This window comes from Acidovorax sp. KPB24-03 (assembly GCF_057546605.1).
Genome location: NZ_BAAJYR010000068.1, coordinates 1 through 16,114, shown reverse-complemented (window position 1 = coordinate 16,114; position 16,114 = coordinate 1). Strand labels below are relative to the sequence as shown.

At 63.2% G+C, this 16,114-nt stretch carries 12 protein-coding genes and 1 pseudogene; 6 read left to right on the top strand and 7 right to left on the bottom strand.

Going from position 1 to position 16,114, the window contains the following annotated elements:
- Positions 1-118: 118 nt before the first annotated feature.
- Positions 119-511, bottom strand: a complete 393-nt coding sequence (nirD, locus tag AC27KI_RS10475; protein ID WP_284431550.1) for a nitrite reductase small subunit NirD — start codon at positions 509-511, stop codon at positions 119-121.
- A gap of 67 nt (positions 512-578) precedes the next feature.
- Positions 579-3,023: a nitrite reductase large subunit NirB gene (nirB, locus tag AC27KI_RS10470; protein ID WP_487113752.1), complete on the bottom strand. Its 2,445-nt coding sequence runs from the start codon at positions 3,021-3,023 to the stop codon at positions 579-581.
- A gap of 399 nt (positions 3,024-3,422) precedes the next feature.
- Between nirB and AC27KI_RS10465 the strand changes: the two genes are divergently transcribed.
- Positions 3,423-7,469: an NACHT domain-containing protein gene (locus AC27KI_RS10465; RefSeq protein ID WP_487113750.1), complete on the top strand. Its 4,047-nt coding sequence runs from the start codon at positions 3,423-3,425 to the stop codon at positions 7,467-7,469.
- A gap of 12 nt (positions 7,470-7,481) precedes the next feature.
- Here AC27KI_RS10465 and AC27KI_RS10460 read toward each other — a convergent pair whose 3' ends face one another.
- Positions 7,482-8,498 carry a zinc-dependent alcohol dehydrogenase family protein gene (locus AC27KI_RS10460; RefSeq protein ID WP_487089599.1) on the bottom strand — a complete coding sequence of 339 codons (1,017 nt, stop codon included), beginning with the start codon at positions 8,496-8,498 and terminating at the stop codon, positions 7,482-7,484.
- Between the two features lie 100 nt (positions 8,499-8,598).
- On the opposite strand from AC27KI_RS10460, the gene AC27KI_RS10455 reads away from it, so the two are divergent.
- Both AC27KI_RS10455 and AC27KI_RS10450 read left to right on the top strand, forming a co-directional pair.
- On the top strand, positions 8,599-9,486 hold the full coding sequence (locus AC27KI_RS10455) for a LysR family transcriptional regulator (protein WP_487089600.1): 888 nt from the start codon (positions 8,599-8,601) through the stop codon (positions 9,484-9,486).
- A gap of 186 nt (positions 9,487-9,672) precedes the next feature.
- A pseudogene (locus AC27KI_RS10450) lies at positions 9,673-10,212 on the top strand (transposase); the annotation flags it as partial.
- 90 nt (positions 10,213-10,302) lie between these two features.
- Here the strand turns inward: AC27KI_RS10450 and AC27KI_RS10445 are convergent.
- Complete coding sequence (locus AC27KI_RS10445; protein WP_487113748.1) at positions 10,303-10,836, bottom strand: MarR family winged helix-turn-helix transcriptional regulator; 534 nt, start codon at positions 10,834-10,836, stop codon at positions 10,303-10,305.
- A gap of 131 nt (positions 10,837-10,967) precedes the next feature.
- Between AC27KI_RS10445 and AC27KI_RS10440 the strand changes: the two genes are divergently transcribed.
- From AC27KI_RS10440 to AC27KI_RS10430, 3 genes are all read left to right on the top strand, one after another.
- Positions 10,968-11,768 carry an SDR family NAD(P)-dependent oxidoreductase gene (locus AC27KI_RS10440; RefSeq protein WP_487089602.1) on the top strand — a complete coding sequence of 267 codons (801 nt, stop codon included), beginning with the start codon at positions 10,968-10,970 and terminating at the stop codon, positions 11,766-11,768.
- A 93-nt stretch (positions 11,769-11,861) separates the two neighbouring features.
- Positions 11,862-12,938: an alkene reductase gene (locus AC27KI_RS10435; RefSeq protein WP_487089603.1), complete on the top strand. Its 1,077-nt coding sequence runs from the start codon at positions 11,862-11,864 to the stop codon at positions 12,936-12,938.
- A 141-nt stretch (positions 12,939-13,079) separates the two neighbouring features.
- Positions 13,080-13,514: a GNAT family N-acetyltransferase gene (locus AC27KI_RS10430; protein WP_487113746.1), complete on the top strand. Its 435-nt coding sequence runs from the start codon at positions 13,080-13,082 to the stop codon at positions 13,512-13,514.
- 76 nt (positions 13,515-13,590) lie between these two features.
- Here the strand turns inward: AC27KI_RS10430 and AC27KI_RS10425 are convergent, their stop codons facing one another.
- From AC27KI_RS10425 to AC27KI_RS10415, 3 genes are all read right to left on the bottom strand, one after another.
- Positions 13,591-13,788: a hypothetical protein gene (locus AC27KI_RS10425; RefSeq protein ID WP_487113744.1), complete on the bottom strand. Its 198-nt coding sequence runs from the start codon at positions 13,786-13,788 to the stop codon at positions 13,591-13,593.
- Between the two features lie 29 nt (positions 13,789-13,817).
- A complete protein-coding gene (locus AC27KI_RS10420; protein ID WP_487113742.1) occupies positions 13,818-15,308 on the bottom strand; it encodes a methyl-accepting chemotaxis protein in 1,491 nt (496 codons plus the stop codon).
- A 412-nt stretch (positions 15,309-15,720) separates the two neighbouring features.
- Positions 15,721-16,114 (bottom strand): TolC family protein (locus tag AC27KI_RS10415; protein WP_487113740.1); only part of this gene is annotated, 394 nt, incomplete at its 5' end.

The window sequence follows — 16,114 nt, the reverse complement described above, 5'->3', positions numbered from 1 at the left end:
TTTTCTTTGCTTACTTTCTTTTGGCGAAGCAAAAGAAAGTGAGTGCGCCGCCGGGCGCACACCCCGGCCCCGGAAAGAAAAGCCACCACCAGCGCCAAAACAAGCCACACCCACAACCTCAAGCCCCCGAACCAGCAACTAAACGCCTGATAGGCCCCGCTACAGGCCTAACCAATTCCACCGCATGCCCCGCCAACTCAACAGCATCCAAAAACACCTCCCCCCCCTCCACCTTCACCGCAAACTTCGGCGTACACCCCTCGTCCGGCGCCGAAGCCTGCCCATCGCATAACCCGATCGTCCAGTTGTGCAGCGGACACGCCACACTCGTCCCGAATACGATCCCCTGCGACAGGGGCCCCCCCTTGTGCGGACACCGGTCCAGCAGCGCGAACACCTCGTCCGCCCCGTTGCGGAACACCGCCACGTCCAGGCCCTGCGGCCGCGCCACGCGGCGCGAGCCCAGCACGGGAATGTCGTCCACACGGCAGATGTATTTCCAGTCGCTCATGGCGGCTCCTTGCGAATCGGGGGGGATGAATGAATGAAAGGGGTGGTGTCAATGGCTGGGCCGGGGCTCATGGCGCGATGGCGGCGAACTGCCGCGTGTCCACGCTGGCTTCCTGGAAGTCGAACCACGGGTCGGGCTCGCCATCCAGCGCGAACTGCAGCTGCTCCCACAGCGCGCGGCGGCCTTCGTGGTCTTCGAGGATGCGTTTTTTCACGTGATCGAGGCCCACGCGGTTCACGTAGTGCACCGTGCGCTCCAGGTACCAGCCTTCCTGGCGGTACAGCTCGCAAAAAGCCCCGGTGTACTCCAGCACCTCGGCCGCGGTCTTGAGCTTAGTGAAGAAGTGCGCCACCTCGGTCTTGATGCCGCCGTTGCCGGCGATGTACATCTCCCAGCCGCTGTCCACGCCGATGATGCCCACGTCCTTGATGCCGCTCTCGGCGCAGTTGCGCGGGCAGCCGCTCACGGCGAACTTGACCTTGTGCGGGGCGTACATGCGCCACATGGCGCGCTCCAGGTCCTTGCCCATCTGTGTGCTGTCCTGCGTGCCCATGCGGCACCACTCGCTGCCCACGCAGGTCTTCACGGTGCGCAGGGCCTTGGCGTAGGCGTGGCCGCTGGGCATGCCGATGTCTTTCCACACGGCCTGCAGGTCTTCCTTCTTCACGCCCAGCAGGTCGATGCGCTGGCCGCCGGTCACCTTCACGGTGGGGATCTGGTATTTGTCCACCACGTCGGCGATGCGGCGCAGTTCGCTGGCCGTGGTCTCGCCGCCCCACATGCGCGGGATCACGCTGTACGTGCCGTCCTTCTGGATGTTGGCGTGGCTGCGCTCGTTGATGGCGCGGCTTTGCGGGTCGTCCTTGGCCTCCTTCGGCCAGGTGCTGATCAGGTAGTAGTTGACGGCCGGGCGGCAGGTGGCGCAGCCGTTGGGCGTCTTCCATTCCAGGAAGGCGAACACGTCGCCGATGGACAGCAGCTTGTTGGCGCGGATCGCATCGCGCACCGCCTGGTGGCCGTGGTCGGTGCAGCCGCACACGGCCTTGGTCTTGGGCGTGGCGGAGTAGTCGCCGCCGGCCGTGAACATGATGATCTGCTCCACCAGGCCCGTGCACGAGCCGCAGCTGGCGCTGGCCTTGGTGTGCTTTTTCACGTCGTCCAGCGTGAACAGGCCCTTGTCCTTGATGGCTTTGCAGATGGTGCCCTTGGTCACGCCGTTGCAGCCGCACACCTCGTCGGTGTCGGCCATGGCGGCGGCCTTGCTGTGGCCCTGGTGGCCCGCGTCGCCGATGTTGCTCTCGCCGAACATCAGCTTGTCGCGGATGTCGCCCACCGTGCGGCCGTCGCGCAGCAGCTTGAAGTACCAGCTGCCGTCCACCGTGTCGCCGTAGAGGCACGCGCCCACGAGCTTGTCGTCCTTGATGACGAGTTTTTTGTACACGCCGCCGAAGGGGTCGCTCATCACGATTTCCTCGGTGCCTTCGCCGCCCTGGAAGTCGCCCGCGCTGAACAGGTCGATGCCCGTCACCTTGAGCTTGGTGGAGGTGAGCGAGCCCTGGTAGCGCCCGATGCCGAACTCCGCCAGGTGGTTGGCCAGCACCTTGCCCTGCTCGAACAGCGGCGCCACCAGCCCGTAGGCGATGCCCCGGTGCGCGGCGCATTCGCCCACGGCGTAGATGCGCGCGTCGGTGGTGGTCTGCAGCGTGTCGCTCACCACGATGCCGCGGTTCACGTGAAGGCGCATCTTCTCGGCCAGCTGCGTGTTGGGGCGGATGCCCACGGCCATCACCACCAGGTCGGCGGGCACCTCGGTGCCGTCCTTGAACCGCACGGCGGTGACGCGGCCGTCGGCCCCGCCCGCCAGCTCCTGCGTCTGCGCCTTCATCAAAAATTGCATGCCGCGCTCGGCCAGGGACTTTTGCAGCATCTTGCCGGCCACGTCGTCGAGCTGGCGCTCCATGAGCCAGTCGCCCGCGTGCACCACGCTCACCTGCATGCCGCGCTTCATGAGGCCGTTGGCGGCCTCCAGGCCCAGCAGCCCGCCGCCGATGACCACCGCGTGCTTGTAGGTGGTGGCGGCGTCGATCATGGCCTGCGTGTCGGCGATGTCGCGGTAGGCCAGAACGCCCTGCAAGTCCTTGCCCGGAATCGGCAGGATGAACGGGTTGGAGCCGGTGGCGAGGATCAGCCGGTCGTACTCGGCGCTGATGACCTCGCCCGCCGCGTTGGTGGCGTGCACCACGCGGCGCACGCGGTCCACCTCGTTCACAGTGAAGCCCGTGTGCAGGTGGATGCCGTGCTCTTCGTACCAGGACCAGTCGTTGAGGATGATCTCGTCAATGGTCTGCTCGCCCGCCAGCACGGGCGACAGCAGGATGCGGTTGTAGTTGGGGTGCGGCTCGGCGCCGAACACCGTGATGTCGTAGAGATCCGGAGCGATCTTGAGCAGCTCTTCGAGCGTGCGCACCCCGGCCATGCCATTGCCCACCATCACCAGCCTGGATTTTTTCATCGTGACCCCCAATGGGTGTTCGTGCCAAAAAAACAAAAAAAGGCGTCCGCACAGGGCGCGGGCTGTTGTTTGTCAGCCTGCACCATCTGTGGGGACGCCTTCGTCCTGGCCGCCCCGTTTCCGCCATTGGAAGGGGTCAGCCATGTGACCGGCATTGGTCACGGGGACGCTGTTGCAATGCGCGTGCCAGGTGGGGTGGGGTCAGCAGGGCTTGAATGAAATTGGCCTCTAGCGCATATTGGAGTAGGGGGTATTGCTATTGTTTTAGTAGTGATTTGATATTCGCGATTTTGGAAGACAGAGTGGGTGGTACCCGCGTTGGTGCACGGCACCCAGGAGGGTGCATGACCTCCGACTACCATCGAACTCATCAAGTGACGCCTGCCAAGAGAAAACGAGGTGCAAATGCTGCTGGTTTCCCGCACCTGTGTGCGTCAAGCTGATACGAACGATGACCGAACAGCAGAGCCGATGTCGCTGGACGACACACAAGCTTTGATTGCCTACGTGTTACTCGGTGACCCTGGCATGGGCAAAACATCATCCTTCCGGCAGCAGGCCGAATTGGTCGGCGGGCATTTCATCAGCGCTGGTGACCTCTTGACGTTTGATGATCTCTCCGAACTGAAGAATTCGGCCCGGCCTATCTTTATCGACGGATTGGACGAAACGCGTGCGGGGAACACCGCAGGCAGAGTGCCTCTGGACAACATTCGCAATAAGTTGCGCCAGCTCGGGTGCCATAGCTTTCGGCTGTCGTGCCGATCTGCTGACTGGTTGGGTGATCCAGACGCAAGGAAGCTTCAGTCCTTGCTTTCCTCAGAGGATGAGCTTCAGGTGCTGACTCTTCAGCCGTTGACGCTCACCGATGTAGAAATCATTCTTCACGCCAATCACGGTATTCCCGATGCACAGGCCTTCATTGCATCCGCGGAGAAACATGGGCTGACCGACCTGCTGCTTAATCCCCAAACTCTGATCATGCTTGCCGCAGCAGTAGGACCAAGCAATCGATGGCCTGACACCCGGCAGGCGGTGTTTGAAATGGCGTGCGATCGTCTGGTGCTAGAGCACAACGATGAGCATCTCGCCGCTACATACAAAAGTGCCCCAGATCACGACAGCCTTAAACGTGCTGCCGCATATCTTTGTGCCCTCCAGTTGATTGCGGACCTTACCGGCTTCTCTCATTTATCAAGCACGCCTGACCGGGTGATCTCACTCAACGAAGTACCAAACTCTGACGAAAGACTGCCATTGAATGAGGCCTTGGCCAGCCGGCTGTTCAGGTCGACCGGGAGCAATGTCTTTACCCCAGTGCACAGAACCGTGGCCGAGTTCCTCGCTGCAAGGTATTTGGCCGACCGGCTGCACGAGAAACTCTCGTTTCGGCGGGTACTGGCATTGATCTGCGGTTCTGACGGCGGCATTGTCAGCAGCATGCGCGGTTTGGCAGGTTGGCTTGCATCACTTGCCGCAGAAACGAGGCTGACCTTTATCCGGCTTGATTCGCTTTGTGTGCTTCTCTACGGGGACGCCAAGAACTTTTCCATTTCAGACAAGACGGCTTTGATTGAGCAACTTGGTAGCCATGTCCAAGATTCGCGGTCGTTCAGATGGTATGAATGGAATGGCCTGCCATTTGCGGCTTTGGTCACCTCTGAGATGCGTCCATTGGTCAGTCAACGAATGGCTGAACCGAACTATTCGGACGCTCACCAACTGCTGTTGGTGCTACTGCTGGAGGGAATGCTTCACCAATCACCCGATGCAGGCTTAACCACTTTATTGCTGGCCCTCGTCCGTGACGAATCCCGATGGCTATCCGTACGCATGCGGGCGTTAAAAATACACATGAGCTGGGTTGGCGTGAACGATCCGTCCTTGCGCAGCTTGCTGGCCGATATCGAATCTGCCGTTGTGGAGGACGGTGATGACGAAATACTTGGCGCGTTGCTAGAAGCAATGTATCCAGCGGCGCTTTCCGCCGTAGAGCTTCCGAAGTTTTTTCACCTGCCTAAACAACGTAACCTCATCGGTAACTATCAGATGTTCTGGGAGCATGATGTGGGCGAAATCGATTGCCACGAGGCAATGAAGTTGCTCGACTCGTTTGCAGCGGAAACGGAACTGGAACTGGAAGGTACAGGGACTTCACGATCGCGCGGGGAGTTCGTTGGAAGTCTGATCTCCCGGGTGCTCAAGGAGATTGCGGACATCCCGCATGACGATCAATTGCTGTATTGGCTTGATACCGCTTGCGGCGAATATGAGGAAAGCTTGCTGGATCACGATGACAGAGAGGTTTTTCATCAGTGGCTGCGGGCTCGTCCGCATCGCTATTTCTCACTGTTGGATCTTGCTCTGAATCGATTTTCAAAGGCGACCAATCCAGTCCGGTCCGCGGAAGCTCGGCTGCATCGGGCAGCGGCTCCAGCTGACGCGGCCGCATGGTGGCTTGCCAGAGCGCAGAACACCCATAGCGAGGCGGATGCAAAGCGTTATTTCTTTCAAGCCATCTATGCCATTCCGGACGAATATGCACTTGGGCTTGAGGAAGTGCTTATTACTTGCGAAGACCTCAGCATGGAACGCGGATGGCAGGACTTGCTAACCGAAAGGTTCACTTGCACATGGGAGCGTTGGGGGTGGATGCAAGAGGAGGTCAGACGCAAACAAGACCGTGCGCAAAAGGCTGCCGAGCGGCGCAACACGTATCGCGCCAAGATTGCCGAATTTTCAAAACCACTGGTACCCCTTGGTCTTCTAGATCAGGTGGCTGCGGTTTACCTACATAAATACTATGACGCCGATGGCGAAACGCCCCGGGAAAAGCTGAGCAGTTTTTTCGCGGGAGACGAGGAACTGGTTCAGGCCGCGCTCCTGGCTCTACGCCGCACCCTCCACCGGGCGGACTTGCCCTCCTCAGCAGAGACCATAAACGCAATCAACAATGGAAAGTCGTTCACGTTGAATACGCCAGTGTTGGTCAGTCTGGAAATCGCTTATGAGCACGACCGTAAGTTCTTCGAAACTATGGCGGCCGATCGCCTCGTAGCTGCCTTGGTGGTCCATTTGGTACATCGGATCAGGGGGCATGACACCTGGGTGTCCGCAGTCGTAGCAAGCCTCCCGCATTGCATGGCTGAGGCTTTTTTTATTTATTTCACCAACGCGATGCAATGGAAGAGCCGTAGTCCAGCTCACACCCATCTTTTTCGCGATGAGTCCTACTCTGAGGTCACAAAGTTATGCCTCTTGCCCTTGCTTGCACAGTTTCCTTCGCGATCAAATCCTCACCTTCGTAACACGCTGACGGACATGCTTCGCGGAGCATTCACTCTTTCGGTAAGAGACGAATTGCTTTCATTGGTCCAGATTCGACTCGACACTTCGAAAAAGGTGGATGTGCAACAACGGGCGTGCTGGCTGACGGTGGGACTGCTCCTCGATCCCGAAAGATACATACCAGTCGCGCGGTGCTATCTGGCGAAGCGTCTGCGTGCCGAGCATTTTTTCCATTTTCTTGATGACTGCGGTCAAGCCATTCATTTCCTGCACAAGCCAGCGCAACTTTTAGGATTCTTTGTCGAGCATCTTGCAGTTGGATGCTCGCCGTCGCGCATTACCGGGGCTGGTTTGGTTACCCGCGATATGAGACGTTCTGAATTGGTCAAAAGCTACCTCAATGAGTTGGCCGGTAGGCCAGATGCCGAAAGCGAGTGGGAAATTAAACGCCTTAGTCAGCTGCCAGCGATAGTTGAATGGGTTTCTGAACTGCGTGCAGCGCGTCTGGCCCAGCAGATTGTCCGGCGTGATGCCACTTACGAAAAACCCACTTGGCGGCAAGTAAGTACAGCCCTGCAGCAGCGCAGGGCTTCTAGTCCTGCTGAGATAGCGGCAGTGGTGAACGACTTGATCGAAGGCATGAAGGAGCAAGTGCGCTACAGCGACCTGAATCTGAACCTGCAGTACTGGAATGCAGGCGCACAGAAGGAGCCATGTTCTCCTCGCCATGAAGAGCTCTGCCGCGATACTTTCTCGACGCAATTACGTGATCGGTTGCATCGCTTCGAGATTGAATGCTTGCCTGAAACGCATCATGTTGACGGTAAGCGTTCTGACGTTTGGTGCACCGTCGGCACGCAGGGCGGCATACCCATTGAAATCAAGCGCGATCAGAACAGAGGACTCTGGACTGCCGTAAAAGGACAACTAATCTCGCGGTACACGACCGATCCGCGGGCGAAGGGATACGGGATTTACATCGTGCTCTGGTTCGGTCTCCCAAATAAAATTCCAGCTCCACCGACTGGGAAACGGCCACAGACCCCAGAGGCGCTTCAGTCAATGTTGGAAATGGGGCTATCGGAGGAATACAAGCGTTTAGTAACGATCCATGTAATCGACTGCTCGGTCCGCACGTCCTCTTCGACCAAACGCTGACAGCCGCTTCCCTCAATGCACGATCGCGATCTTCCCGAAGTGCCTCCCCCCGGCACTCAGTTCTGCATACGCCGCGGGCACCTCTTGCATCGCGAAGGTCTGGTCGATCACCGGCACGATGCGGTGCGCCGCGATGGCCCGGGCCGCTTGCGCCAGGTCGTCCACCGAGCCGGTGCTGTTGCCCACCACGCGCAGGGACTTGACGATGATCGGTAGCAGGTCGATGGACGAAGCCGTGCCGCCCAGGAAGCCAATGGTGAACACCGTGCCGCCCACTGCCGCTGCATTGAGCGACTGCGCGAAGGTGGCCGCGCCGACGGTTTCCACCACCAGATCGGCGCCGCGCCCCTCCGTGAGGGTTCGCACCGCCTCGTCCCAGGCGGGCGTGGTGCGGTAGTTGATCAGGTGATCGGCGCCCAGCAGGCGCGCGCGCTCCAGCTTCGCGTCGGACGACGAGGCCAGGATCACCGTGGCGCCGCAGGCCTTGGCGAACTGCAGGGCGAACAGGCTGACACCGCCCGTGCCCAGCAGCATCACCACCGAGCCGGGACGCAGCGGTGCCGAGCGCACGGCGTTCCACGCCGTGGTGGCCGCGATGGGCAGCGCGGCGCCCTGGGCGAAGTCGAGGTGGGCAGGCAGCGCGATCAGGCTGGTCGCGGGCACCACGGCGTACTCCGCCAGCGAGCCGGGCAGGGTGATGCCGCGCATCGCCGCGAGGTTGCGCGCCGACACCGCCCCGCCTTGCCAGTGGGGCATGAAGTGCGGAACTACCCGGTCGCCCACGGCCAGGCCCAGGGACAGGTCATCGACACCGTCGCCCAGCGCAGCCACCTCGCCCGCACCGTCGGCCACGGGCACCATCGGAAAGCCCGCCGCGGGGAACTGGCCGGTGGCGATGGCCACGTCCACGAAGTTCAGCGTGGCGGCACGCAGGCGCACCAGTACCTCGCCCTTGCCGGGTTGTGGGTCGGGCAGTTCGGTGGGGCGGAATGCGTCAAGGGAGGGGGCGGTGAGCTGGATGGCTTTCATGGTGCTTCTCTGGGCGGTGAACAAAGAGAAGCAGTGTCATTAAATAGCTGTGCTGGATAAACTGCATGCCATTTGATTCATTCGGCAGCGGGAGTTATCAATGGACTTGCTCGACAGCATGCAGGTGTACGTGCACACGGTGGAAAAAGGCAGCCTGAGCGCTGCCGCACAAGCCAGCGGAATCTCCGCCACCATGGCCGGCAACCACCTGCGCACGCTGGAAAAGCGGCTGGGCATGCAACTGCTGCACCGGACCACGCGGCGCCAGCACCTGACGGCCTTGGGCGAGGACTACTACGCGCGTTGCAAGGAGATCCTGCGGCTGGTGGCCGAGACCGACGCGCAGGCGCAGAGCCTGCAGCTCGCCCCCGCCGGCAAGCTGCGCATCAGCGCGCCGGTCACCTTCGGCACCGAGGCGCTGATGCCGGCGCTGTCGGTGTACCTGGCGCGCTACCCGGACGTGAGCGTCGATGTGTCCTTGAGCGACCGCGTGGTCGATCTGATCGAAGAGGGCTTCGAAGCCGCGATCCGCATCGGCCAGCTGCCCGATTCGGCACTGATCGCCAGGCCGCTGGCGCCTTACCGGCTGATGATCTGCGCCTCGCCCGGGTACCTCGCGCGCCGGGGCACGCCGGCCCGGCCCGAAGACCTGAGCGGGCACGAATGCCTGTCCTTCAGTCCTGCCGCCCTGGCCAACTGGCGGTTGCACAGCGGCGACGACGACGGGCTTTGCATTCCCGTGTCGGGCCGCGTGCAGGTCAATAACGGCCAGGCGCTGCGCGTGGCCGCGCTGCATGGTCTGGGCATCGTGCTGCAGCCTGCGATCCTGCTGGAGGCCGATGTGGCGGCCGGGCGGCTGGTGCGGCTGTTTCCCGGGCATGACCTGCCCGTGCGGCCGATGAGCGTGGTGTACCTGCAGGACCGGTACCGGTCGCCCAAGCTGCGCAGCTTCGTGGAGTTCCTGGGGGAGCGGTTCACTGACGGTTGAGGGCGGCGGCCGGGATTCGCTATGCGATTCGGCCAAAGCCACCCTGATCCCGGAAAGTATTTAGTCCGCGCTGAACAACGCGCAAGCCGTTGATCTTGCTTGCATTTTTTCAGGTTGATGGATGCAGCATTTGCAAGGTATGGTTTTGCCAGTACCTGTTTTCTTGCAAATTCCTCCGGAGATTCCATTGGCCCGAAGCCTTCGCAGCCGCAGAGCGACGAGTTGTTCATCTCCCGGCTGGACGAGTTGATCAACATGCGTCACCCGCTGGTCAAGCTGGCCGCGTTGACCGACTGGGCCGAGATCGAACGCACCTTCGCGGTCTCGTTCACATCCGGCCGCGGCCGGCCCGCCTTGCCGGCGCGCCTGGTGGCCGGCCTGCTGTACCTGCAGCACACCTTCGACGCCTCCGATCAGGCAGTGGTGAACACCTGGGTGGAGAACCCGTACTGGCAGTTCTTCTGCGGCGAGACCTACCTGCAGACCGAGGCGCCCATCGACCCGTCCAGCCTGACGCGCTGGAGAAAGCGCGTTGGAGAAGAAGGCGTGGAGACGCTGCTGGCCGCCAGCATCCAGGCTGCCCGGCGTGGTGGTGTTGTGAAGAGGTCCAGCTCGCAGCAGGTGATCGTGGACACCACCGTCATGCCCAAGGCGATTGCGCACCCTATTGACAGCCGGCTGCTGGACAAGAGCCGCCAGCACCTGGTCAAGGCCGCCGAAGACAACGGGGAGTGAGGAGGGCGGGTGCGACCCCGCCTTGGCGCACAGCGCCCAGGCCGGTGCGCGTGGGTCGGCCCGTTCCGCCTGCGGCACGCCTTAAGGGGCCGGCGGGACCCGTGCCGGGTTTTCCGCCTGGTAGGCCACCATGAACGCATCCGACGCCACCTGATCGGCCAGCGCCCTCAAGCTCGCTGCCGAGGCGGGGCCGAGAACGGCCTCGACCCGCTCGTTGGCCGCGGCCCATCGCACGATCGCTTCCGAAAGCAGTTTTTTGCCGAGCGGCGTCAGCACGCCCCGCTTGGTCCGCCGGTCCTGGGCGTCGGGCCGCAGCTCGACGATGCCGTCGCGCACCAGCGGCCGCAGCGCATGGGTCAGGGCCGACAGCTGGATGGCGAGCCGGCCCGCCAGGTCCTGCAGCGCTGGTCCTTCGGCTTCGGCGCTCTTGAATTTGGCGATTTCCCCCATCAGCGCCAGCTGCGTCGCCTTGAGGTTCAGCGGCGCGAGGGCGTCGTCGTACAGCTGCCCCAGCCTGCGGGCCGCCAGGCGCACCGCCGTGTTCGTGCAGACCTGCACGCCGGCCAGGACAGGCTCTGCGGCCGTGGTCTGGACCCCTGCGTTGGGCGTGTCCATCGGGTTGTCGGTAATTCCCATGCGTTTTAAAAGGTTGAGTGCTGCACCATTGAAATCAAGCCGAGGTTCGGCTCTACATTTGAGCCCTCAATCAATTTGGTTGAGCCCTCAATTTTATCGGAGAGATAGCAATGACCCATCCCCCATCCCGGAAAGTCGCACTGATCACCGGGGCTTCGGCCGGCATCGGCGCCGTGTATGCCGATCGCCTGGCGGCCCGTGGATACGATCTTATTCTGGTCGCCCGGCGCGCTGACCGCCTGCAGGCCCTGTGCGACCGGCTTGCCAAGGCGCATGGCATCCAGGCCGAGCCGATCGTGGCGGACCTGGGCCAGGCCGACGACCTGGCGCGTGTCGAAGCGATTTTGTCCACCAACGACAACCTGCATGTCCTGGTGAACAACGCCGGCATCGCGCGGCTGGGCAAGGTGTCCCAGCGGTCGGCGGACGATGCGCTGTCCCAGATCGCCCTGAACATCACCGCGCTCACGCGCCTGACCCAGGCGGTGGTGCCCCGCTTCATCGCGAGAAACGCGGGCCTGATCGTCAACATCGGTTCCGTTCTGGGCATCCATTCGCTGCCCATCAGCGCGGTCTATAGCGGCACCAAGGCCTTCGTGCTGCACTACAGCACGGGCCTGCAGCAGGAACTGGCCGGCACGCAGGTGAAGGTCCAGGTGGTCCTGCCGGCATCGACGGCCACCGAGCTGTGGGACCTGTCGGGCGTTCCGCTGGCGGCGCTCAACAAGGACGGGTTGATGACGGCCGAGCACATGGTCGATGCGGCGCTCGCAGGGCTGGACCAAGGCGAGACGGTCACCTTCCCATCCGTGGCCGATGCGAGCCTGTGGGACCAGTACGAGGCCGCCCGCTCCCAGCTGTTCGCCGCCACGCAGGTCGGCACGCCCGCCCCTCGCTACCAGGTTCTTTGACGCGAGCCCATCGGATGCCTTTCTTTCGCAGCCCGATGGTTTCTTCTTGTGCTTCTTCTCTCCCTTCGCGCCCCTTCTTTTCCAGGACCCCCCATGCTTTTCGAACCCTTTTCCCTGCGCAACACACCCCTTCGCAACCGCGTGGTGATGTCGCCCCTCACGCGCCACCGCGCGGTCGAGAACAACACGCCCAATGGCCTGATGGCCACCTACTACGCGCAGCGCGCGGGCGCCGGGCTCATCATCACCGAGGGCACGTCGCCTTCGCCGAACGGCCTGGGCTATGCCCGCATTCCCGGCCTGTTCAATGATGCCCAGGTTCAAGGCTGGAAGCAGGTGACCAGCGCGGTGCATGCCCAAGGCGGCAAGATCGTCGTGCAACTGATGCACACGGGCCGCGTGTCCCATCAGGCCAACATGCCGGCCGGCGCCGAAGTGGTCAGCGCGTCGGCCGAGGTGTGTCCCGGCGAGATGCGCACGGATTCGCAAGGCAACCAGCCGCACACGCCGCCCCGCGCCATAACCGAGGCCGACATCCAGGCCGTGATCGGCGAATACACCACGGCGGCGCGCCTGGCCATCGAAGCCGGGTTCGACGGCATCGAACTGCACGCGGCCAACGGGTATCTTCTGGAGCAGTTCCTGAATGCCAACATCAATCGCCGCACGGACGGCTATGGCGCAACCGCCGAAGGGCGCAACCGCCTGGTGCTCGAAATCGCGCGTGCGGCGGTGAAGGAGATCGGCGCTGAACGCGTGGGCATCCGCCTGTCGCCGCACGGGGTGGTCAACAGCGCCGGCCCGTTCGACGGCGTGGATGCGCAGTACCTCGCCCTGGTGAAAGCGCTTTCCGCGCTCGGCCTCATGTACGTCCACGTGCTGGACCACTCGGCCATGGGCACGCCACCAGTTCCCGCCCAGCTCAAGGCCGATCTGAGGGCGGCGTTCGACGGCCCGTTCATCCTGGCCGGCGGCCTGGACAAGGCCGGTGCGGAGCGCGCGCTGGAGGGCGGCCTGGCCGACCTCACCGCCTTCGGCCGTGCATTCATCGCCAATCCGGACCTGGTCGAACGGATGCGCCAGGGCGCGCCGCTGAACGCGCCCGATCCGGCCACGTTCTATACGCCCGGGGCCCAGGGCTACACGGACTATCCGGCGCTCGCCGGTTAGCCACCGTTGGTGCGTATCGAGGCGGCGAGGAGAGCGCCGCCCCGGGCCGATGGCCTTCGGCTGCGGCCACCTTCCTTCGGACGCCTGGCCCGGCCCGCGCGGGCGCGCGCCTAGGCTCGGCGCCCACGGAGGTTTAAAACGATGTCGTACCAAGAGATGAAAGCCAGCGTCGAGCTGCTGCCCGCCCAGGCCCCGAAATTCGAAACCGAGCGTTTCGTGGTCGTTCCGCTGGGGGCCGAGCCGGCGCGCGACCTGCTGAACGTGCTGCTGCAGGACGAACGGCTGGCCGGGCAACTGCCCTGGATGGTGGAGAAATCCGCCGATGGCGCGCGCAAGGAGGCGTTCCTGATCGGCCTGCAATGCGCCGCCGAGACCACGCTGGTCTGGGGCATCGTCGAGCGGGCGCGCAGCGCCTACATCGGCGCGGTGCTGGCGCGCAGCACGCTGGAGGGCCTGGACGTGGAGGTGCTGTGCGCCTCGCAGTTCTGGAACCAGGGCGTGGCCGACGAGGCCGGCCTGCCAGTCGCGGACTGGCTGGAAGAGCACGCCGCCGTCGAGCTGGTGCCGGCCGGCTGAAGCCGGCCTGTCGATCCGTCGGCGCAACCGGCCTGGGAACGGGCAGCCGCCAATCCTGGCGGTCCTGCCCGCCCTCTCAATGGGCCGCCCACTCTTGCTGCTGCACCGCGCTGGCGGGCTTTGCAAGTGCTGGCCGGCTCGCCACGGGGGCGGCCCGCAACGCGGGGGAGCCCGTGGGCAACGCGCGCGAGGCGGCCGGGGCGCCGACGGGCAGCGGCGCGGACGTGCCCCCATGGAAGCTGCTGCCGTCCAGGTCGATGCGGAAGGTGCGCACGATCTCGGTGAGCCGCTGGGCCTGCTGGCTCAGGTTGTCGCCGCGGCCGAGCTTTCCTCCACCAGGGCCGCGTTTTGCTGCGTGGTCTGATCCAGCTGCGTGACGGCCGCGTTGATCTGGCCGATGCCCTGGGTCTGCTCGCTGGTGGCGGCGCTGATCTCGGCGATCAGGTCGGCCACGCGCTGGACCTGCTGCACGATGTTCTCCATTGACATGCCCGCGTCGCCCACGAGTTGCGAGCCGGTCTCCACCTTTTCGACGCTGGCGGAAATGAGGGCCTTGATCTCCTTGGCGGCGTCGGCCGAGCGTCCGGCCAGGCTGCGAACCTCGCTGGCCACCACGGCGAAGCCCCGGCCCTGCTCGCCGGCGCGGGCTGCTTCCACAGCGGCGTTGAGCGCCAGGATGTTGGTCTGGAAGGCGATGGAGTCGATCACGCTGATGATGTCCGCGATCTTGCGCGAGCTGCCGCTGATCTCGCCCATGGTGTCCACCACCCGGCGCACGACCTCGCCCCCCTGCTGCGCGGCGGCGCTGGCGGAGTTGGCCAACTGGGTGGCCTGAAGGGCCGTGTCCGCGCTGCTGCGCACGGTGGTGGTGAGCTGCTCCATCGAGGCAGCGGTCTGTTGTAGGTTGCTGGCCTGCTCTTCGGTGCGGTGGCTCAGGTCCACGTTGCCGGAGGCGATCTCCCGGGCGCCGGTGGAGATGCTGTCGCTGCCCTGGCGAACGCGGCTCACGATGTCGCGCAGGCTGTTGCGCATTTCGTTCATGGCCGCGAGCACGCTGTCCTTGTCTTCGTTGCGCAGGGAAATGTCCACCATCAGGTTGCCCTTGGCCACCTCGCGCGCCACGTTGACGGCGTAGGCGGGCTCGCCGCCGAGCTGGCGCAGCAGGTTGCGCACCACCAACAGGCTGCCGGCAACACCCAGCAAGGAGATCAGCACCAGCGCCACCAGTGCCACCGTGCGGGTGCTGGCACCCGTCGCCAGTTGCTCCTGGAGCTGGGTCTGAGCGCCTTGCTTGATGCGCGTGGCGATCTTGTCCAGCGTCGTGAAGACGGCGTTGGCGTTGTCCTTCACCTCCAGCCGGTTCACCTCGGCACCGCCCGGGATGTCGTTAGCCTCGATGCGCTCGATCTGGCGGTTCATGCCCGCGCGCATCTTGGTGTAGGCCGACTGCAGGTCGGCGGCGAGCGGCTTGCCCTGGTCATCGATGTTGTTGGCCAGTTTGGCGATGAGCTGATCGGCCTTGGCGAAACGTTCGGTGTTCTCGGCCTTCCACGTTTTGATGAGGGCTGGATCGCCGATGGCGATCATGCGCAGGATGTTGATGTCCACCCGGGTGAGCAGCCCGTCGAGTTCGCTCACGTAATAGGAGTTGGTGAAATCTTTCTGATAGAGCTGATTCAGCCCCTGGGTGATGTCAGACATCTTGACCAGTTGGAACACGCTGAGGCCAGAGAACGCGAGCAGCACCGCAGCGATGACACTCAAAAGCTTTTGGCGAATGGAAAGCGAATTCATACGAGATCCTTGGCTAGAAATAAGACACATGCCCAGTTTGCTCGTAATTTAAAAATTTGTGAGATTTTGTGCTTAGTGTGTGCAAATCGCAACAAAAAGCGGCTTTGATCGGGTTTGGAAGGTTGCTTTTGATAGAAAAATATCATTTCTATCAAAATCAAGACTAAAAAAGCCGCCATAATGCCGGATTAAGACCCATGCCGCGCGCGACTTGTCATCCGGGTTTTTCGGGGTTGAAATGGGTCGAGAGCCATTTTTGCGACCAAGTGCCTGTCGCATTGCCTTCAACCGGGTAGTGCAGGCCGGGCGCACGCGGGCCTCGCTCAGGCCCTGTGCCCGCCTCCCTTTCAGCCCGCTCCGCAGGCTTGCGGATGAGCGATGCCCTTTCGAACGGCTCTGGGAAGTGAGCCGTTCAGGGTGCGGCGGTGGGAGTGTCGGCAGCCCAGCCACCCCCCAGCACCTTGTACAGCGTGACCCGGTTGGTCTGCTCGGCCAGCAGCAGGGTGATCTGCGTCTGCTGCGCCGCGTACAGCGAGCGCTGCGCGTCCAGCACCGTGAGGAAGCTGTCGGCCCCCAGCCGGTAGCGCGCGTCCGACAGGTCCAGCGCGCGCTGGGTGGCGTCCAGCAGCGAGCGCTGGGCGGCCAGGCGCTCGTCCAGCGTGGCGCGGTCGGCCAGCGCGTCGGACACTTCGCGGAACGCGGTCTGGATGGATTTTTCGTACTGGGCCAGGGCCGTGTCGCGCGTCACTTCGGCCACGCGCAGGTTGGCGTTGTTGCGGCCGGCGTCGAAGATCGGCAGGCGGATC